Origin of the sequence: Pseudomonas sp. SWRI77 (genome assembly GCF_014269105.1) — a bacterium.
In the GTDB taxonomy this organism is placed as follows: Bacteria; Pseudomonadota; Gammaproteobacteria; order Pseudomonadales; family Pseudomonadaceae; genus Aquipseudomonas; species Aquipseudomonas capeferrum.
Genome location: NZ_JABWRV010000018.1, coordinates 38,666 through 58,722 on the forward strand (window position 1 = coordinate 38,666; position 20,057 = coordinate 58,722).

The window sequence follows — 20,057 nt, forward strand, 5'->3', positions numbered from 1 at the left end:
GCGAAAGTGTGCGCTACAAAACACGACGTTCGTCGGAATTTTCTTACAACTGCGACAGGGGCTAAGGGGTCGGTATGAGGGATGCCTGACCTGGCCGTGGCGCAGTCACCAGGATGCGTGCCAGATATAACCCTGCGATGAAACCCAGCAGTTCGATCAGGAAGAAGAACTGCACGCGAGGGAAGTTGGTTTGCACCACCAGATACGCCAACGCTACGCCTATGGTGGCTTGGGTGAAGATATTGCCGACCAACTGGCTGGCCAGCCGTTCGGCCAGGGTGCCGACCAGGAACAACAACGCCAGGCCTCCTGCCAGCAAGGCAAGATTACCGCTGTAGAGCAGGATGGCAATCGGGCCCGGAATGGTCATGAAGGTGAAGTTTTCGAAGGTTTGGTACTGCGCATCCGACATCCGCTGGTAAATTGCCTGGGTGCCGCTTTCCGGGCGCTCGGCGAGGCTGCGGACAAACAGCGGCCAGCCGGTGTCCTCGTGGCTGACGACCGCCAGTACGCCTTCCAGGCCTACCCAACGGTCCACCACCAGCTTGCTCAGTTCCATGAGCATGCCTTTCCAGCGTTCGCGCTTGATCTGTGCTGTTTCTTCGGGTGGCATCACGGGCAGCGGTACTGCCTGGGTGGCGATGCGCAACAACGGCATGGCGGGGGCGAGCATGGCCGTGACGGCTTGGGCGGCGTCGGCGGGGACCAGGGTCATGCCGCCAAGCGCGAGGTTCGGTTGGGCGCTGGTTTGGTTGGCGGCGCTGGCCAGTAGCTGGCTGCTGACGGCAACCGGTGCCCCGACCGGCCTGGCCTGGGCGAACGAATGCAGGCGATCGGCGGAAACCAGCAGCAGCGAGGCCACGAACAGCGCTGCGGTGACGGCCAGGATCCTGGCCCACTGGACCACGCGTAACGCCGTGACCAGCTCACGGCTGTGGGTAAGGTAGACCACGAACGGAGCCGCGACGTGGAGGATCATCTGCGCCCGGCTGCCCATGGACACCGCCGTTATCGCGCCTTCCAGAATGAGGATGTAGAACAGCACCTCCAGCTTCATCCTGCGTGCCTGCACCAGCCAGTAACCCAGGGTGGCCAGGAGGATCAGGTTGCCCCAGGCGATCATGAACGATACCAGCACATAAACGACGCTGGGCAGCTTGAGGGCGGGTTCGGTGCCTACCTTGAGAATGGCGTACTTGAAGTTGAGTGCCAGCAGCAGGCCAGTCAGCGCCAACGCCAGCCACAGGGCGGGCACCAGCAGTGCCCGGGGCTTGTCGACAGAGATGGCCACCGGGGGCCGTTGGCGTGAGGCGATGGTTTGGCAGACCAGCAGTGTGGCGAAGGTGATGTTCAGCGCCATCAGCGCGGCGTCCCACAACTGCGGTGAGTCGTCGAAGGCGCCTATCGGTTCGATGAACTGGGTATCCAGGATGAAGTGCAGCACCAGCTTTGCCCAGCAGCCAAGGATCAGAAAGGCCAGCAGGAAGAACGAAAAGAAGCTGGTGCGGTTGTTCAGCACGCTGCGCACCAGCAGCGCTGCCAGCGCGCCATTGAGCAACAGCGGCAGCAGCGAGGCTGGATAATTCAAGGCTGCTGCGACCGTGGCGATGGCCACGACCATCATCGCCGTGACTTGCAGGTAGCGATTGCCCAGCAAGTGCCCTTGGACAGCTTGAATCATTGACGCACCCCGGTGTTGCTGTTCAGTTGAGTGTTGCGCTGACGCTGCCCTGGCCAAGGTTCAGGCTTTGGATTTAGGCCTGACGATAGTCAATACATAGCTGACCATCTTGCGCGACAGGAGCGAAGAAGGGTCGAGCAGGGCCGCCTTGCCCATGCGCGCCAGGAACAGCGTATAGCGGCCAGAGAAGCCGTGCATGAAGCCAGACAGCATCAGGGCATTGGCCAGCGCCTTGCGCTTCCAGCCCAGGATGGAGGGCGACAGCCCGCGCGTCTGGTACAGGCTGTTGATTACCCGCAGCGGCTCGTCGGAGCGTTCGGCGTTGCAAGGGTTGTAAGTGGTCGAGCCGGAATGGATGCGAAAATCTGCAAGCGGTGTCGGCACGCGGGTAAAAGGCCCGTGTTGGCAAAGACGCAGGAAGAAGTCCATGTCGGGGATGTTGCGCAGGCCAGTGTTCCAGCCGCCCACTTGCTCCCATACCGAACGGCGGAACAACGCCCCCGGCCCAGGCAGGCACTGGAAGTTGGCGATCAGCAGGCGCTCTTCATAATCAGGGGTGTGCACGGTGCGTACAGGTTTGGAGTCTTCGTCTATGACGCAGAAGTCCGGGTAGGCCAGCACCGCCTCGGGCGCTTTGGCCATGGCGGCGACAATGGCCTCGACCGCGCCCGGATGCAGCCGATCATCAGCGCTGAGGTAGCCCAGCAGCTCACCGCTGCTCTGTTGCCAGCCAAAGTTCATCGCTGCGCTCTGCCCGGCGTTGGCCTGCCGATAACGAATGAAATTGCCCGGGTGCTGCTCAAGCAGGGCAGGGGTCTCGTCGCTCGAACCGTCGTCGACGACGATCAGCTCGACATGCGGATAGGTCTGCGCAAGCACACTGTCGATCGCATCCAGCACATAACGCCCAGTATTGTAGGTAGGAATGACGATCGAAACCTTGGGCTGTATGTTACTGGCGACCATGAGAGACCTTTCGACGGTAATAAAGGCGCACGAAGCGGCGCAATGAAGTGTAATCCGCAGTGGTGTTCAGATTGAATATCCGCTTGACGCAATAGATTTGCGCCAGTGACTGGCAGACCCCGCCGAGGCTGTATACCACGGCTAATCCGATGATTCCATACAGCCACATCGCCAGTAGCCCGGCGGCGATCATGCACGCGCCACTGACTACCGAAATGCGCATGGCGACATGTTGCTTCTGCAGCATCATCAGTACGAATCCGGCAGTGCCTGCGTAGGTCTGCGCCAGTTGCGACATGCCCAATATGGCGAAAATATAGTAAGCATCGGCATAGTCGCTGGACCATACGTGGGTCAGCAAGAACTGGCCGCACGCAATGAACAGCAGATAACCCACCAGGCCGAGCAGCGTCGCAGCGCCGGCACCGACCCCCAGCACGCGTTGCAGGTAGCGCTTCTTGCCACGCACCCAGATGCGCCCGATCGATGGTGCTACCACGGTGTTGATCACTGCCAGCGGTATCAGTACCAGCGCCGCCAGGCGCGTGGCCAGGCCATAGATGGCCAGCCCTTCGGCATCGCCAAACCAGGCGATGATCCACAAGTCGGCCTGCGACATCACGAACAGCACCACGGTGGTGGTGAGGTTGGGACGGGTTTCCCGTAGCAGGGTGGCATAACCGATGTCTGTCGCGGGCTTGCTGGCGGCTTGCGCCCGATACCAGCGCCTGAGGCTGTAGGCACCCAGCAGCGCGGTACAACTGGCCCCCACTGCGCCCGCCAGGACCAGCATGTCGAGGTTGAGTTGCAGTTCGCCCCGCCAGGCAAGGATGACGGTCGCCGCACTGGCCACACTAGCCCCGGTGGTGAGGAAGCTGGCCTGTACGAAATGGCCAAGCGCCCGGTGCTGCTCGGACAGGATGGTGGTCATCGCGGCCAGGACCATGCTGATCGAGACCAGGGGGGCAATGGCGTGAAGCAGACGCAGCAAGTCGGCGCCTTCATAGCGCGAAAACACCTGCATGAAGAGGTTGAAGCCGATCGCCAGTGCCAGGGTGGAGAGTACGGCAATCAGCAGTGTACGGCGGATTACCTGCTTCACCTGCCCGCTATCGCGGTGCCCTTGGGCTGCGGAAATACAGGCTGGTGCGGTGATGCTCAAGCCCAGTTGCCCCACGGTGGCGAGGGCAGCGATCAGCGATTGGGCCAGAAAAAACACGCCTACCGAAGCCTGCGGCATGGTCAGCGGAATGATGATGCCGGTCAGGGCTCCCGCCCCAAGAAGCAGAAAACGGCCAAATATAGCGGCAATACTCGCGGCAATCGGGGAGGAGAGCGCGTTGGTGACTTTCCCTTTGGACATGAGTTCTTATTGGCACTTGAATGGGAGCAGGGATTCTGTTTTGTTTTGCAAACCCTGTCCATGGTCTGCAAGCAGCGAGCTTAGGGCACTTTGATATCGATTAGCCGATTTGTAGTTTTCTTTCAGATTCTTTAGGGTCGTGTGCATTGAGTCAGTTTGATGACGCGCAATAGGCTATTGTGTCGTCGTTCAAGGCTGGTTTTTGTCGGAAATTTCATCGCGTGATGCAGATGCCTTCCGTTGTCATGCGATCTATCCGATAGTAATAGCCAATAAACCAAAAAAAGCGATCAGGTGAGAATGAGAGTACTTTTGACTGGCGCGTCCGGCTTTGTGGGCGCAGCGGTGCTGCAGGCGCTCAGTCGCAACGCAAATGTCGAAACCGTCGTACCTTTGCGTTCACCCCTGCGCCATGTGCCTGCCGGGGTCATCACTTACCCCATTGGCGATCTCACAGACGACCAGACAGCCGAATTGCAGGCGCACAAGCCCGAGGTTGTCGTGCATTGCGCATCGCGGGTGCATGTCATGTCGGATACCGCCGTCGATCCGTTGGCCGAATTTCGCCGGATCAACGTCAACGGCACCCTGGCGTTAGCCCGTGCGGCGAGTGCTGCTGGTGCCCGACGTTTCGTCTTCGTCAGTTCGATCAAGGTCAATGGCGAGCAGACCGAACCCGGCAAGGCGTACACCGCAGACGACCTGCCACGCCCGGTCGACCCATATGGCGTCTCCAAGCACGAGGCAGAGCAGGGCTTGCTGGCGCTCGGCGCACAGACCGGCATGCAGATCGTCATCATTCGCCCTGTGCTGGTGTATGGCCCGGGCGTGAAGGCCAATTTCCTCAGCATGATGCGCTGGCTCGACCGTGGTGTGCCCTTGCCCTTTGGTGCCATCCACAACCGCCGCAGCCTGGTGGCGCTGGGCAACCTGGTCGACCTGGTGCTGACCTGCATCGACCACCCGGCAGCCGCTGACCAAGTGTTTCTGGTGAGCGACGGCGAAGACCTGTCCACCACCCAACTGCTCGGGCGCATGGCCCACGCGTTGGGCAAGCCGGCACGTTTGCTGCCGGTGCCGGCCTGGGTGCTGAGCAGCGCTGCCAAAGCGTTGGGCAAGGCCGCGTTGTCGCAGCGCCTGTGTGGCTCATTGCAGGTGGACATCGGCAAGACCCGCGAATTACTCGGTTGGCAACCACCTGTGAGCGTGGATGCGGCACTTCTGGCAACTGCCAGGCACTATCAGGAAAACGACAAGAAATGATGCTTTTGTGGTCTCTGCCCGCTGTACTGGTGCTGTCCTTGTTGATGACCGCAGGCCTGCGCCGCTACGCCTTGGCACGCAGCGTCATCGACGTGCCCAATGCCCGCAGCTCGCATACCGTACCGACGCCCCGTGGCGGTGGTGTCGCCATTGTCCTGACCTTCCTGCTGGCCATCGTCGGGCTTATGCTGACCGGCGCCGAGGGCATCCACTCGCTCGTCGCGCTGGGTGGTGGGGGTGCCCTGATCGCGATCATCGGCTTCATGGATGACCACGGCCACATTGCCGCACGCTGGCGCCTGCTCGGGCATTTCGTCGCCGCAACCTGGATGCTGGCATGGATGGGCGGGTTGCCACCGCTGACACTGTTCGGCTGGGTGCTGGACCTGGGGTGGCTGGGCGGTGTGCTCGCTGCCGTATACCTGGTCTGGTTGCTCAACCTCTACAATTTCATGGACGGCATCGACGGCATCGCCAGTATCGAGGCCATTACCGTGTGCCTGGGCGCGGCGTCGCTATACTCTCTGACGGGCCTGGGCAGCCATGCCGTCCTGCCCTTGCTGCTGGCCGCTGCTGTCGCCGGGTTCCTGTTCTGGAACTTCCCCCCAGCAAAAATTTTCATGGGCGACGCAGGCAGCGGTTTCCTCGGTATCGTCCTCGGCGGCCTGTCGCTGCAAGCTGCCTGGGTTTCACCGCCGATGCTCTGGTGCTGGCTGATTCTGCTCGGCGTGTTCATTGTCGATGCGACCTACACCCTCGTCAGGCGCTTGTTGCGCGGCGACAAGGTCTATGAGGCTCATCGCAGCCATGCCTATCAGTTTGCTTCCAGGGAATTCGGCAAGCATCTGCCGGTCACACTCGCGGTTGCCGTGCTGAACCTGTGCTGGCTGCTGCCGATCGCGTTCTGTGTTGCAAAGCTTGGCCTGGATGGCGCCGTGGGCGTGGTGCTGGCCTATATCCCATTGATTGTGTTGGCGGTCCGCTTCCACGCAGGCGAATGTGAAGATTGACACTAAGGTAATGTGAGCAACTCGATGTCAGGGAATTTCTGGAAACGTTTCAGAGGAGCGATGGATAAGGTGCGCGCTAAACTGCTTGCTCTACCTCGTAGGCATAAACGCTTGCTGCAGGTGTTGACCGACATCGTGCTGATCTGGGCCGCCCTGTGGCTGGCCTTTGTGGTTCGCCTTGGCATCGATGAGCTGGCCAACCCCATCATCGACCACGGCTGGCTGTTCCTCACCGCACCGGTGGTAGCCATCCCCCTGTTCATCCGCTTTGGCCTGTACCGCGCGGTGATGCGCTACTTCGGCAACGACGCGCTGATTGCCATCATCAAGGCCGTGACCCTGTCGTCGCTGATCCTGGGCTTTATCATCTACTGGGCCAGCAACCATCAGAACGTCGTACCCCGGTCCATCACCTTCAACTACTGGTGGCTGAGCCTGATCATGATCGGCGGGCTGCGCCTGGCCATGCGCCAGTACTTCCTCGGCGACTGGTTTGCAGCCGCCGTGCAGCACGTGCCTTTCGCCAGTCGTGACAACGGCCTGCCCAGGGTTGCCATTTATGGTGCTGGCGGTGCCGGCAACCAGCTGGTCGCCGCCTTGCGCACCGACAAGACATTACGCCCAGTAGCGTTCATCGACGATGACACCAGCATCACCGATCGGGTAATCGCCGGCCTGCAGGTTTACCGCCCCGAACAATTGCAGGAAATGATCGACGCCACCGGCGCCCAGGAAATCCTCCTGGCCATCCCGTCATCCACCCGCACCCGACGCCGCGAAATCCTCAACTTCCTTGAAGGTTATCCGCTGCACGTGCGCAGTATTCCGAGCTTCGTCGACCTGGCCAGCGGCAAGGTCAAAGTCGACGACATCCAGGAAGTGGACATTGCCGACCTGCTGGGCCGTGACACCGTGCCGGCGCAGGCCGACCTGCTGGAACGCTGCATCGTCGAACAGACTGTCATGGTCACCGGCGCCGGTGGTTCGATCGGCTCTGAGCTTTGCCGGCAGATTCTCGGCCAGTCGCCGAAAACCCTGCTGCTGTTCGACCACAGCGAGTTCAATCTCTACAGCATCCTCTCCGAGCTGGAGCAGCGCATTGCGCGCGAATCGTTGTCTGTGTGCCTGATCCCGATCCTCGGTTCGGTGCGCAACCAGGCGCAACTGCTCGACATCATGAAGACTTGGCGGGTCGAAACTGTCTACCACGCCGCGGCCTACAAGCACGTGCCGATGGTCGAGCACAATATTGCCGAAGGCTTGCTGAACAACGTCATCGGCACCTTGCACACAGCCCAGGCCGCCTTGCAGGCTGGGGTAGCCAACTTCGTGCTGATCTCCACCGACAAGGCCGTACGCCCGACCAATGTGATGGGCAGCACCAAACGCCTTGCCGAAATGACCCTGCAAGCCCTGAGCCGCGAAGTGGCACCGGTGCTGTTCGGTGATAGCGGCAAAGTCTCGCAGGTCAACAAGACCCGTTTCACCATGGTGCGTTTCGGCAATGTGCTGGGTTCTTCGGGCTCTGTGATCCCGCTGTTCCACAAACAGATCAAGGCCGGCGGCCCACTGACCGTTACCCACCCGAAAATCACCCGCTACTTCATGACCATCCCCGAAGCCGCGCAGCTGGTGATCCAGGCCGGCTCCATGGGCAAGGGCGGTGACGTGTTCGTCCTCGACATGGGCGAGCCGGTGCGGATTGTCGAGCTGGCAGAGAAGATGATTCACCTGTCCGGGTTCAGCGTCCGTTCCGAACGAAACCCGATGGGCGACATCGCCATTCAGTTCACCGGCCTGCGGCCAGGGGAGAAGCTCTACGAGGAGCTGCTGATTGGTGACAACGTGATTGCCACCCGGCATCCAATGATCATGAGTGCCAATGAAGATTTCATGTCGTGGGACGTGCTCAAGGATGCGTTGCGGGAGCTGTTGGCGGCGGTGGCGCATGACGACTTTGTGCGGGTTCGGCAACTGTTGCGGGAGACGGTGATCGGGTATGCGCCGGATGGCGAGATTGTGGACTGGATTTATCAGCAGCGGCGGTTGGAGCCTTGAGGTAATGAGCTAAGGGTAGGTGTTCGGGTGTGCGCCGGGTACTTCAATGCGGTTTGCAGATGTAAGTGCGTGGCGTGCCCGGATGAAGAATGACGCTTTCACTCTGCGCGGTGTGCTTGTGAGGTTGTCGGCACCCGCTCGTGAGCACCACGCGGCAGCCTTTGTCGTCCTTGGTGCCCTCAATATTTAGATATACAATTCGCGGCTGTCGAACGAAACGAGCCGGGATGTCGATGTCTACAATCAGGGTTGATATACAAGTCCTAAGGGGACTTGCCGTTGCATTTGTGGTGCTTGAACACTTGGCGATCCCTGGATTTCAGTATGGATACCTGGGTGTAGATATTTTCTTCGTGATCTCAGGCTTCTTGATCACATCGATTGTGTCCAAGGGACTGGCGCGCGATAACTTTTCATTCAAGCAGTTCTACCTCCGTCGAGCAAAGCGCCTGCTACCGGCGTCTTTCGTTACCCTCCTGGCGACAATCATTGCAGCTAAATTCTTCCTGCCACCGATGCAGATCGAATCGATGAAGCAGCAAGTCATTGGCGCGTTGACGTTCTCCACGAACTTTGTATTGCTTAGCCAAGCTGGATATTTCGATATCGAATCCGCCACCAAGCCACTGCTGCACATGTGGTCGCTGGCGGTAGAGGAGCAGTTCTACTTCGTCGTTCCTGCGCTCCTGGCTTTCACGCCCGCCAAGCATTGGAAAAAGATCCTCATTGTGCTTGCCATTGCAAGCTTCATGGGTTGCCTCTACCTTTCTGCAAGCAACCCGTCAGCGGCGTTCTACTTGCTCCCCACTCGAGCATGGGAGCTACTCATTGGTAGTGTCGCGTCGATGGTCGTTAATAACGGCATTGTCAAAAGCGTCTCGTTAAAACTGGCAGTACCTGCTTTTGCGGTTCTGTTGGCGTCGCCATTTGTTAACTCGGGCCTTTCGCATCCGGGCCTCGATGCCGTGGTGGTTTGCTTTGCAACGGCGATTATACTGCTGGCCAATCACCGTTTATTGAATGGTCAGGCGCGGATGCTGTTCGTCAATAAGCTTGGCGATCTTTCGTATTCGCTGTACCTCGTTCACTGGCCAATAATCGCGTTGGCTAATGCCTCGATCGATACTGATAGCCTGGTTGTCAAAGGTACATTACTCGCGGCATCGCTCTTGTCGGCTATTGCGTTGCACAGGTGGATAGAAGAGCCGTTCAGGAAGATGCCTTATGGCTTCAAGCCGTCGATGGTCGTTTTCCCTGCGCTGACCCTAGCGTTGTTCGGTCTTTCGCATACGTTCCTGAAGGGCCAGTCTGCTGAGAAGATAAACGAACTGTTCGCTCCAAACTATGGGCTTGACAGGTCCTGCGGTGCCAATATTTATAAAGATACTGAGCAGTGCCGGACTTCGGCAAACCCCAAGATTATTGTTTGGGGTGACTCTTTTGCCATGCACAACATTCCAGGGATGTTACAGTCGCAGAAAATCGACATTCGCCAGGCTACCCGCAGCGCATGCGCGCCCTTCTTGAACGCAGCGCCCAATACAAAGCGTAGCGACTTCGAGGTGCAGGCGCGGCAGTGTGTAGGGTTCAATGACAGTGCTTTCAAATTTATTAGTGAGCACCCATCGATTACGACCGTTATTTTGGCAGGGTCGTACGGGCAGTATGTGCAGGATACATTCGAGACGATTTCTTTTGACGGGGGCGGTGCGATGCAAATCGCTAAATCGACACCCGAACGTGCGAAGCAAGATATGCACAATGTTGTCGAAAAGCTTAAATCGCTTGGAAAGGACGTGGTGATTATCTCGCCTCCACCACGTATTGATAACGCGCTTGTTTCGTGCATTCAGAATGAAGTGGCCAAGCCCTCATTCTCTGATCCGTCGGCTAAATGCATGCTGGCAAGGTCAGCCTTTGACCGGGCGAATAAAAAGATGAATGACCTGATGAAATACGCTGAAACGGCCCTGGGTGCCAAGGTGGTGTACTTGTCTGATGTCTTGTGTGACGAAAAGGCGTGTAAAACCATCATTGATGGGGTCCCCATCTATCGTGACAATGGGCACCTGAGCATTACAGGTTCGGTAAAACTGTACCAGAAAATGCCCAATATCCTCGCCGGCGTGAAAGGCAAGACGTAGGGCTGTCCGGGTATTCGATGAGTGGCATGCAGTGGTTGCTCTAATGGCGGCCACTGCTTGAAGGTCAGATATCAGCGTTGGGTTTGCCTTGCCTGGTTAACGTGTCAGGCAACTGACGCTTCGTTTACTGGAAGTTTGTTGATCTTGCGGGTCCTTGTAAAATGCCACCACTACGAGTTCGCCAGGTGTATCAGGGATAGGGAATCGTGCGCGCGGTGACGGCTCGTACCAGCGTACATCATGGCGAACGCCATCAATCAGCAAATAGAAAGCAAAATTTCCATTTTCATAGATCTTGCCGTCCATGACCAATGAGCAATGCGCGAAAATTTCACTTTCTGTTCTGTAAGCCGCCACCGTGATTTTGGCGCCGTCGGACACCAGGGGGGCTTTGCCTGACGCGTCGTTGATCGCGGGGTTATCACCACCAATCGACTTTTGCTTGGAGGTTAACTGCGAGAGTGCTTCTTTGTAATAGCCCTCACAATAATGGAAGGGCGATGCGCCCCAGCGATGAGACTCATCGGCGGTTAGAAGTTCGGGCGGGAAGGTGAGGAATTGGTTGTCTTCCAGCTGGCTATGAAGCGCAGCATACATCCATTCCAGCTCCTGGTTGGCCTTGTTTACTGCAGTAAGGGTAACTGGGAAGTTTGAATCGCTCGGTGTTTCAAACTGGGAAGCCCAGTAGACTTTATTGACAAGTACGCTGTCCAGCTTGTTGTGCTGCTTCAGCAGCTCAATGAACTTTTGCATGCCTTCAAGCCACAGCGCTCTGCGTTCTTCAGTGCCTTGCTGAATTAATCGAAACCCTTGTATGTCGCTGTCAGCCAGCAGGCCGCTTTCGGTAAGCTCGCTTGAGTGGGTGATGACTTGGCCTGTCGGCAGGGCGACGAGGTCGAACCGCTCGTCAATCAAGTCGATCAATATGATGTCGGCGCTGGACAGTCGTTCAGGCTGCAGGATCAGCTCTTTGGAAAAGTCATACCCGACCATGCGTCGTCGGAAAGCTGAGGGTATACGGTCTAATGCCGCATCATTGGCATAGGGCGAGCTCGACAGTGACGCCATTGAAGACCTGGCAAAGTAATCGGTTAACTTAAAGACCCGGCTATCCTCTAAGTTGAATATATCTCTGGATACACAGCTACCGTAAATCAGTAAGTTCTTGATCACTGTTCCTGTCAGCCTCATGTGGTGATGTTTCAAACAGCAATCCATAAGCGGGCATGCTGCGTACGTCTCGGACAATCCATTATCCCTAGGCTCCAGTAGGAATGCAACGCAGTCGCGCTCTCGGGCTGGAGTACATGCGTACTCTTAACAAGCATTCAGTTAACGCTCGGGATGTCCCGCGATGAGGGGGTCGAGATGGGGGGAACCCAATGACGCGCCTTTGGCCTCGCTTGGGTTCCTGCTGCACTGCACGTCGCTATCGATCATATCGATTTGAGCGGGGTGTACAACTCGCGTGCAGTTGCTCTTCCCGCGGCATAAACCTCTTTCTCGCGGTCCTTGATTGACTCACGGTAGAACTTATCAAAAGCTTGATACGTGAGTTTTAGTTGCTCATCATCCGTGGCTTCGGACAGTTGCTTGGCAAGATGGACTGCTCTCGCTTGCCCGTAATCCGGAAGTTGTGGGGCTTCAATCGAGTAGGAAAAAAACTGATTATCTAAAAGCTGGCTGCCCAGATTTTTCGACATTGTTAAAAGGGCTTGTTCGATGGTTTCATCGACAAATCCCATGTTTGTCAGTTTTCTGAATTTTAGCAGTGCAATCAAGGCGCCGATGTGGCCGTTATAAATCCGGAAGCGCATGGTGCCGTCCGGCTGGGTTTCAGTGCCTAACTTCTTGAAATGCTCTGCGTCTGTCTCCAGGGGGGTGAAGACATATTCGTAAAGCCAGAGGTCGCCACGCGAGTCTTTCTCGGATAGCTTGAGGTTGGTGTCTTTGGATGTTATCGTCGAAATGAGCTTCAATGCTTTGTTTAAATGTTTCTCATCATGGGTGGCTTCAAATATGCGCATGTAGCCGTAGGCGGTGTACGCATTCATGAAGGCGCCATAGAAAGGTTTTTTCATGGTGGCCCAATACATTGGGAATGAAAAATCGTTTCTGATGTAGTTGTGATTGCCCAGTGTGTCAGTGTAGATAGAGGCCGCCAGGTCCAGGTAGTCGATCTGGTCGAGTATTACTTTTGACGGGCCCTGAATCTTGCAGGCGCTCGCCAATGCGCAGGCATTAATAGCGAAGGCGAAAGGGTTGAAGGGTTGATTGAAATCAACCACATACTGCTCTGGCCATTGCCTGTATAGGTCGAGGTGATGCTTTGGTTTCCACTTGCCGCCTTGTGGGCCCGTTCCCATGGCTCTGTCGAACCAGTCGGTAGTGAGCGCTTCGTAGTTAATGTGCATAGGTAGCCTAACCTGAGTGTGGGGCGCTGACAGATTGATTATTATTGATGCGCTGGGCGCTGATTGTGTGAGGATTGATTGATCGTTTATGCAGGTATAAGTCTGTTGGGGGGCACAGACCCAGGGGGGCGGAGCGCAATGCAGGTCAGTGATTGATACTGAAAGATATTCCCACTGTGAGTGCTCGGCAGTGGGAATATTCGTCTTTCGATGCGCGGGTGCCGGAGCAGCTTATTGCTGCTTTTCTTGCCAGTAGATGCTCACCAGTGCTGGGTTTTTATCATTGATCAAAACACCAATGGTTGGCGAGTTTTTCTTCATGTAATGGACTTTAACTGCCGCGGATTCAGCGTTTGGCTGCTCGGCAGCAACATACCCCAGTGCGCGGAAGCGCTCGTCGACTTTAGCCTTGGTTTCAGCTTGAGCCAGGTTGTACTGGATTTCGAAAGTCTTGAAAGTACCGTTTTCGATAGGTTTGGTAACATTTTTTGTCATGTTACCTTCGAGCGTCAGCTTTTCGCCGGAAGGAAGTTGGATGTCAGTCCCTTTTTCTTCATTGCAGCCGCCCAAAGCGAGCAGGCAGGACAAAACCGCGACGTAGGTGATTTTTTTCATGTTAAGCGTTAGACCTTGGGTTTGTTAATTTAAATTTAAACTCTGAATTCTAGCAAACTTGTCGACCCTTGACTATTCAGTTTGCTCGAACTCCGAATGCTTGGGTGATGTGGTCAGCAAGTCGAAGGCCATCCTCCTTTTGATAGCTGTTCGCGAGTATTTTTGTATGAAATCATTTCGAGCTGTGGGGCCCAGTTCCAGGCTCCTGAATGATCTGATAGCGGCTTCGAGATCACAGGGGCTGAATACGGCCGTATTGTGAATGCGTCTGCTTGCAAATCGACCTGGGTACCCGGACAAACCTGCCAAAATAGGTTTCTGAGTTGCTGCGTACTCGAACAGCTTGGAGGGCAATACTCGACGGAACGCCTTCATGTCATTCAAGTGCAAGAACAGTACATCGGCTTCACGATAAAGCTTCAATAAAGAGTCACGTTTCATCGGGGGCGCGAGATAGACGTTCGTCACCTGCTCGCGAGCCAGTGCTTTCTTCAAGCGCTCGATGGCCCCGCCAGATCCGATCAGATGAAAGTCGGCTTCATCCTCGAGGTGCTTGGCCAATTGCGGCACAATGAGGTGCAGGCCTTGCCCGGTACCAATATTGCCTGCGTACACAATTTTCAATCGGCGTGGTAGCGCAGGCAGGTATTGCGTGACGACCGGTGCCGGCGGCAACGGCGGCGGCGTGAGGAAGAGCTCATCAATCCCGTTGGTATGCAAGGTGAATACCTTGTCGGGGTAGCGCTTGTTAAAATAGGGCGTAAACCCAGGTGAAATAAGATTAACTTTGTCAGCCTGTCGGATCGTGCTAGCTTCAATGGATGAAAAGACAACAGAAGCTAGTTTGCCGAGGGTAGGTGGCAGTACCCCTTGCAAGGTGTCGACAAAAATATCTCGAATGTCCAGATACAGCTTGGTACCTGTTTTTCGGGAGATGTAAGCGCCCAGCGAGGCTGTCATCAAGCGCGAAGAGGTGGCAAAGATCAGGTCGTACTGTTTGCTGTTGGCTACTTTGCATACTTGGTAGGCAAACGAACCGAATGAAAACGCCTGGTCAATGAAACCACTTTTATGGGCAGGCACCGCCAGTCGCCTTACGGTCAGGCTTGGCGACTGCTCAAAGCTCGAGGCCGTGGTCTTGAAGGTATGGTACCGGTTGGGCTGTGTGGTAACGACATCAATTTCCACATGGTCGCCGACATTATCCAAGAGTGCTTTTACCAATGCCTCGGCACGGAAGGAGCCTGCCGACAGGTCCGGCGGGTAGTAAAAACTCAAAAAGAGAATGCGTGTCTTCACGGCCGGGTTACCTGGTGTGAGCGTGGGTGAGCAGCACCCGCTCGTAGAGATCAACTAAACACTTTTCCTGGCTTTCCCAATTCAAGTTTTGCGCCGTCTTCCTGGCGTTGCTGGCGAACCGTGCGCGCAGCGCGGGGTCTTCCAGCAATTGAATGATTGTGCGGCTGAGGGCTTGCTCGTTATTGGCCGGTACCAGCAGGCCGATGTCATTGCTTCTGACAATTCGGCGGATTTCAGGGAAGTCAGTGGCAATCACCGGTAGCCCGGCGATTACATACTCGAAGAGTTTGTTCGAATCCGTGGTGTAATGATTGAGGCAGGTGTTTTCAATAGGCTGCACACCCACGTCGGCAGAGGCCGTATAGCTTGGCAGTTCGGCCAGGGCCACCGTTGGAATGAAATGCACTTTGTGCTGCAGGTTCAGTTCTTGCGCCAACTGCGTGAGCGGTTGGGTCAACCGGCCTCCGCCGATCAGCACAAAGTAACAATCAGGCACGTGCTGCGCCGTGCGGACCAGTTTTTCCAGCCCGCGGCCTTGCTGTAAACCACCTTGATAAAGAACGATCGGCCACGGCTCGACCAGGCCGAGCTCTTCTCGAATGCGGTTCGAGGGTGGGCTTTCAATCAGCCTAGGTCGGTTTTGTAGAACCAATGGCCGCTCCACGCCATAGGCGCGAGCAAAGTACTTGGCCCGTGCATCGGTTGTGGTGATCGTGCCATTTGCCGAGGGCATCAGCTGTTTTTCTACAAACCCGACGACCTTCCGCAGGCTCTTGTAGCCTTCTCGGCTGGTACTGATTTCGTGTGCGTCGTACACCAGCCTGGCGCGTGACAATTTTGCTGCCAGCCAGGCGGTGGGCAGGGTATTGACGTCATGCGAGTGCACGACCGTCGCCCGGTACTCAAGCATCTTGAACAGCAGCGCGAGGTGCGTCCACCCGCGTGATACAGCTCTTAGAACGAGCAATTTCAGGCTGGGCTTCACCGGCGCGGACTGCTGAGACTCGCCACCGGCTTTCACCGCAGGCTGCAGGTTCTTCTTACGCAGTTTCCAAAGCGGCGAGCGGGCTACTCGAACTACTTCTATGCCATCGTCGAGCACCGCCTGCTGTTGGGTGACGCCTGGCGTGTGCAGTGCGAACACGCGAACTTGATATCCGGCCCGTTGCAGCGTTTGAGCTTCCTTCATCACGCGCGCGTCGTTGAGGAATTCATTCCATACAATCATCGAGACTTTCGTCATTGCGTCGCGCCCTCTACAGCTGTGGGTGTATCAAAAATCTCGATGCAGCTGACGATGTCAGGTGTCAATGCAAGGGCTGCCGAATAGTCTTTACGCACAATATGTCTTTCCAGCATGTACATCAGTGCAGCCAGCCAGACCTTTTGCTGCTCGGCGTTAGCAAGTGCCGGGCGCTGGTCGCTAGAGCCGAGCGTTTCGAAAAGCGCATCTTTTTGCGCGATTGGCCAACTGCAGCCAATCGCTTCAATGCGCCAGTTACTCCAGTGGCTGAGGACAAAGCCGGAGGAGGGGGACGCCAGTAGTGTGTTGTTGGTGACATCCAGGGGCACGATCTGGCGAGGAAGCTCGGCCAGTTGCCGGGTAATGCACGGCAGGGTGTTGATGATGCGCTCGACACGTTGAGTGTCGTCATCATTGATACAGGCCAGACGGAGCGAGCTGATCGTGGCTTCATCAAGACGTTGTTCGAGGTACAAGCGCGTGCGGGTGAATTGGGCAATCAGCTCTGCAGCGGGCTCCAGCAGTATCAGCCTCTTTGCCACGCCAAGTATGCCTTCGCCAATCTGCCGGCCGGCCAGCTTGTCAGACGCTTCAAATCGATAGACATGGCAATCTATATTGCTGACCTTGTAATGACCCACAAAGGGCAAGACTGGCAAGCCGCGTTGCGTCGTCAGCAGCGCCCGTTCCTGCAGCGCCGAGGATGAGATGTTGTTGCCAAACACTTTGACCAGCAGGCTGTGCTCAACGGCGTCATCGGCGAACTGCAGGGTGAAGGCGTAGATATCGGTAAAGCCCACCTGATGCCATTGCATCTGATAGCTGTCGACCGCCTCAGCATTCAGTTTTTGAAGCAGCTCGCGCACCCATTTGTCTCTGTTTTCTGCCTGCAGGATATAGTCCAAGCCATTGCTTTGCGGGCGCAGTTCGATGAGCGGCTGAGACTGATAAAACAGCGCATTGACCTGCCGATGCTGAATGCGCAGGCCGATAACGTCCAGCATCATGCTCGACAGCCGCTGCAAGCCCTGGCGCATGATCAGAACGGCGATGACGGCGTTGAAAATCTTGGTGTGCTGGAAATACAGGAAGTCAGTCACCAGGACGAAGAAACTCAGCAGGAACCCTGTTGCCGCCAAGGCATTCAGAATAGGGCTGTAGTGCTGGTGGAAGCTATCGCGAATGCGCTTGCTGTGGTTGTAGGCCAGCACGCAAACGGTCGATGCTACGGCCAGATACGCGAAAATCGCCAGCAGCAGGCTCGGGTATACAAAGGCAAGCGCCACCGTGCTCAAGCCGAAAAAAGCCCCCCCTGCCATCGCTCGGTTGAAGCGAGAGTAGGCGTTGGTGGCAATTTTTTCCTGGTTCTCGAACAAATTGAGCTTGGACGTGCGAGCGAGGAGGGTCTGGGTGCCTTTACGGCACAGCAGTGCGGTCGCCAGTTCCGCCAGCAGATAGGCGATATAGGAAAGGGCCGCCGCTGCCGTCAATGCATAGATCAAATGATCCTTCTCGAGCGTATGCAGGATCGAAGGAAAATAGGCAGGCGTTTTTTCTGAGCCCAGGAGAATGATGACTTTGAGGGGCAGGAAGAAAGCCAGTAAAAGAAATATCTGGCTCGCCAAAGTACTGATTTGCACCAGGCCGGTAATGATCGGCACCACCTTGACGAATTTCACGCCCAGGGAAATACACCAGCCGATGGTGGCTTTTATCTGCTGCTGAAGTTTCATGCTAACGTGAAACCGTATAAGCAAATGTGAGGTGCGCGTGCATTATTTTTCCTGCCAATAAATATTGGCGAGGGTCTCATGCCCACCTTCTTTGGCGCGCGTCACAAAAATAGCGCCGATCGGTGGCTGGGACTTTTTGTAATACTGCACTTTGAACTGGGTTGCATCATTGCCGATAATCTTGCGCGTGTAGCCGTTGTTTTTCAGGACAGCGTAAACGTCGTTTTCAGCGATTTTGTCAACGCCGGCATAGACGAACTCATGCATGCTCATGAAGCCCGCGCTGTTCGGTTTCTTATACGACTTCTGATGTGTACCCCGGAGGAGCACATAGGTAGCGTCACTCAGGCGCAGGGTGTTGGCCGATTTTTCCGCTGGCATCACCTCGCCTGTCGGTTGTTGATCGCAACCGGCCAACATCGTCAGGAGTGCAATAAGGAAGAGGTACGGTTTCATGATCTGATCACTTCAATTGATGATCCGCGCCAGCAATTGTTTGGCGAGGGTTCTGTAATAGGTGCCGTGGTAGTAATACGGGCAAAACGCCCATTTGTGCTCGTTTTTTGAGACGTGTTGCACCATCTTGGCAAATACTTGTTTGGCGATGGTTCTGTAGTACGGGCTGTCATAGTGATACGGGCAATAGGCCCAGCGAGGCGCCCCCCCTGCAATCAAGCCAGCGTCCTTGCCGCCGATTCTCTCGACTGGGATCGTCGAGTTCTCCAGGCCTTCCAGCATCGGGTCAATGATTGCATTGTTGAGGTCGATGAGGTTCTCGAAGGTGCTCCCGGCGAAGCTTGCAACGGTTTCCTTGCTTTTGTACTGGCTCGCCCAGTTGGCCTGGTGCACGAAAATGTTCGGGCACAGGCTAGCCAGGCGCTCAAGGAACATGGGCAGCGCCCAGGTGCGCAATTGCTTGGCCTCCTCACTCCAGGGGGCCTGCAACTTGAACTCGATACCGCAACGCGACAGGGTTTTGAGCATGAGCGGGCTGGCCGAAACGATGGAACTTCCAAGCGTTGCGATGCCGATGCTTTCGTCAAAGAAATCGACAATGACGATGTCGGGCCGAGCTTGCTCAAGCTGTTTCCAGTGGTCTTTGGAGGCGTCCCACTGAACACGTTTAGCCTCGGCGCCTTCGGTATCGACCTTGAACCGGGCATCAAGGCAGGGCGGTGCCATGTAAGAGATGACCGACGATTGAGACATGTAAAAACACACCTCGAAGCGTTCGAGGGCTTCTTGTTGAAACGTGAACAAATTGTGCGAAGCACTTGAACCGAGAATGGCAACGCGAATCTTCCCTGCCTTCGCTTTCACGGGGTTCGGGCGCGAGGCCTTCACTTCAAGGCGAGCTTTTTGCGACAGGAGTTTGTTCAATACTTCTTGGTCGGCACCAAAGACGTTCTGTTGTTCAGCCTTGATTTGCTGACGGACCGTATTTAGCTTCTCAAGGTATTTGTGCGGCATGCCCAGCGGAGACTCTCGCAGCAGCTGGGTCAGGTATTCAAGCTGGGTAGTCTGTAGGCCGAACCGCGCAAACAGCGCCGGATCAAACCCTTTCACGCACTCGGGCGAGCTGAGTATGCGTGCGCGCGCGCCAAAGAAGTACGAATCGCTGAGCGGGTGCTTGGTATACAGATAAAGCGGTTCCGCTCTGCTCAGATGAATGTGCTCGGCGGAAATCCGATGCTGTTCCAGCGTCGAGACGACCAGGTGGTGCGCATACTGAGTAATGGCGTGCGACTTGGGGCCTGCTGTCTTGTCCACCAGGGTCAGTGCAAGTGCCAGCGTGTCGTATTCGACCGGGCGATAGCACTCATCCGAAGGCAGGAATTCGATACCGTTTTTCAGCGATATCAGCAGCACCTCCGAGATGTTGTGCTCGGAGGTGGCCTCGGCCTGGATCAGGTCGATGACGTGCTCATCAATGCAGTCGTCATCATCCATGCGCGAAGTTACCAGGACCGCCTCGTCAACGTCCTTGATCAGGCGCAGGATTTCGCGACTGACCATAGAATAGTCGCTGACCCGAAGCGTGCGCGCATTCAGGCCAGAACCACGCAGCAACGTCTCCAGTCGCGTCCGGTGCAGTGTCGGCAGTGCTTCATCAACGAAGATGATCCATTCGAAACCCTGATTGCTCTGGTTGGCCAAAGACGGGAGGGCAGTATTGCTAAAGACCTCCAGCCTGTAGGACAGCCACAGTTCATCCTTGATGCCGATACCAAAATTGGTAAAAACGAAATGCTTCAAAGCGGGTTTCAT

General features: G+C 56.2%; 15 protein-coding genes. 4 read left to right on the top strand and 11 right to left on the bottom strand.

Going from position 1 to position 20,057, the window contains the following annotated elements:
* Positions 1 to 61: 61 nt before the first annotated feature.
* From HU766_RS17500 to HU766_RS17510, 3 genes are read right to left on the bottom strand one after another with little or no spacing between them, the layout of a single operon-like run.
* Positions 62 to 1,681, bottom strand: coding sequence for a hypothetical protein (locus tag HU766_RS17500; protein WP_186659314.1), 1,620 nt, complete (start codon positions 1,679 to 1,681; stop codon positions 62 to 64).
* Between the two features lie 60 nt (positions 1,682 to 1,741).
* On the bottom strand, positions 1,742 to 2,647 hold the full coding sequence (locus HU766_RS17505; RefSeq protein WP_186659316.1) for a glycosyltransferase: 906 nt from the start codon (positions 2,645 to 2,647) through the stop codon (positions 1,742 to 1,744).
* On the bottom strand, positions 2,634 to 4,010 hold the full coding sequence (locus tag HU766_RS17510; protein ID WP_186659318.1) for an MATE family efflux transporter: 1,377 nt from the start codon (positions 4,008 to 4,010) through the stop codon (positions 2,634 to 2,636). The genes HU766_RS17505 and HU766_RS17510 overlap by 14 nt, the downstream gene beginning before the upstream one ends.
* 294 nt (positions 4,011 to 4,304) lie before the next feature.
* Here HU766_RS17510 and HU766_RS17515 point away from each other — a divergent pair, with 294 nt between their 5' ends.
* From HU766_RS17515 to HU766_RS17530, 4 genes are all read left to right on the top strand, one after another.
* Positions 4,305 to 5,273: an NAD-dependent epimerase/dehydratase family protein gene (locus HU766_RS17515; protein WP_346656684.1), complete on the top strand. Its 969-nt coding sequence runs from the start codon at positions 4,305 to 4,307 to the stop codon at positions 5,271 to 5,273.
* On the top strand, positions 5,270 to 6,283 hold the full coding sequence (locus tag HU766_RS17520) for a glycosyltransferase family 4 protein (RefSeq protein WP_033700680.1): 1,014 nt from the start codon (positions 5,270 to 5,272) through the stop codon (positions 6,281 to 6,283). The genes HU766_RS17515 and HU766_RS17520 overlap by 4 nt, the downstream gene beginning before the upstream one ends.
* Before the next feature lie 60 nt (positions 6,284 to 6,343).
* Positions 6,344 to 8,341, top strand: coding sequence for a nucleoside-diphosphate sugar epimerase/dehydratase (locus HU766_RS17525; RefSeq protein ID WP_033700679.1), 1,998 nt, complete (start codon positions 6,344 to 6,346; stop codon positions 8,339 to 8,341).
* Positions 8,342 to 8,568: 227 nt separating this feature from the next.
* The gene (locus HU766_RS17530; RefSeq protein WP_186659324.1) at positions 8,569 to 10,485 is read left to right on the top strand and encodes an acyltransferase family protein; all 1,917 of its coding nucleotides are present in this window, start codon (positions 8,569 to 8,571) and stop codon (positions 10,483 to 10,485) included.
* Positions 10,486 to 10,581: 96 nt separating this feature from the next.
* Here HU766_RS17530 and HU766_RS17535 read toward each other — a convergent pair whose 3' ends face one another.
* From HU766_RS17535 to HU766_RS17570, 8 genes are all read right to left on the bottom strand, one after another.
* Complete coding sequence (locus HU766_RS17535) at positions 10,582 to 11,691, bottom strand: DUF6270 domain-containing protein (RefSeq protein ID WP_238338627.1); 1,110 nt, start codon at positions 11,689 to 11,691, stop codon at positions 10,582 to 10,584.
* Positions 11,692 to 11,921: 230 nt separating this feature from the next.
* Positions 11,922 to 12,899, bottom strand: coding sequence for a D-glucuronyl C5-epimerase family protein (locus tag HU766_RS17540; protein ID WP_186659328.1), 978 nt, complete (start codon positions 12,897 to 12,899; stop codon positions 11,922 to 11,924).
* A 231-nt stretch (positions 12,900 to 13,130) separates the two neighbouring features.
* Entirely contained in the window at positions 13,131 to 13,514 is a 384-nt protein-coding gene (locus tag HU766_RS17545; protein WP_186659330.1) for a hypothetical protein, read from the bottom strand.
* A gap of 72 nt (positions 13,515 to 13,586) precedes the next feature.
* Positions 13,587 to 14,813, bottom strand: a complete 1,227-nt coding sequence (locus HU766_RS17550) for a glycosyltransferase family 4 protein (protein WP_033700675.1) — start codon at positions 14,811 to 14,813, stop codon at positions 13,587 to 13,589.
* Between the two features lie 7 nt (positions 14,814 to 14,820).
* Positions 14,821 to 16,056 carry a glycosyltransferase family 4 protein gene (locus HU766_RS17555; protein ID WP_095064130.1) on the bottom strand — a complete coding sequence of 412 codons (1,236 nt, stop codon included), beginning with the start codon at positions 16,054 to 16,056 and terminating at the stop codon, positions 14,821 to 14,823.
* A complete protein-coding gene (locus HU766_RS17560; protein ID WP_095064131.1) occupies positions 16,053 to 17,789 on the bottom strand; it encodes a hypothetical protein in 1,737 nt (578 codons plus the stop codon). The genes HU766_RS17555 and HU766_RS17560 overlap by 4 nt, the downstream gene beginning before the upstream one ends.
* A 42-nt stretch (positions 17,790 to 17,831) precedes the next feature.
* Positions 17,832 to 18,245: a hypothetical protein gene (locus HU766_RS17565; protein ID WP_095064132.1), complete on the bottom strand. Its 414-nt coding sequence runs from the start codon at positions 18,243 to 18,245 to the stop codon at positions 17,832 to 17,834.
* Positions 18,246 to 18,257: 12 nt separating this feature from the next.
* Positions 18,258 to 20,057 carry a glycosyltransferase gene (locus tag HU766_RS17570; protein ID WP_186659332.1) on the bottom strand — a complete coding sequence of 600 codons (1,800 nt, stop codon included), beginning with the start codon at positions 20,055 to 20,057 and terminating at the stop codon, positions 18,258 to 18,260.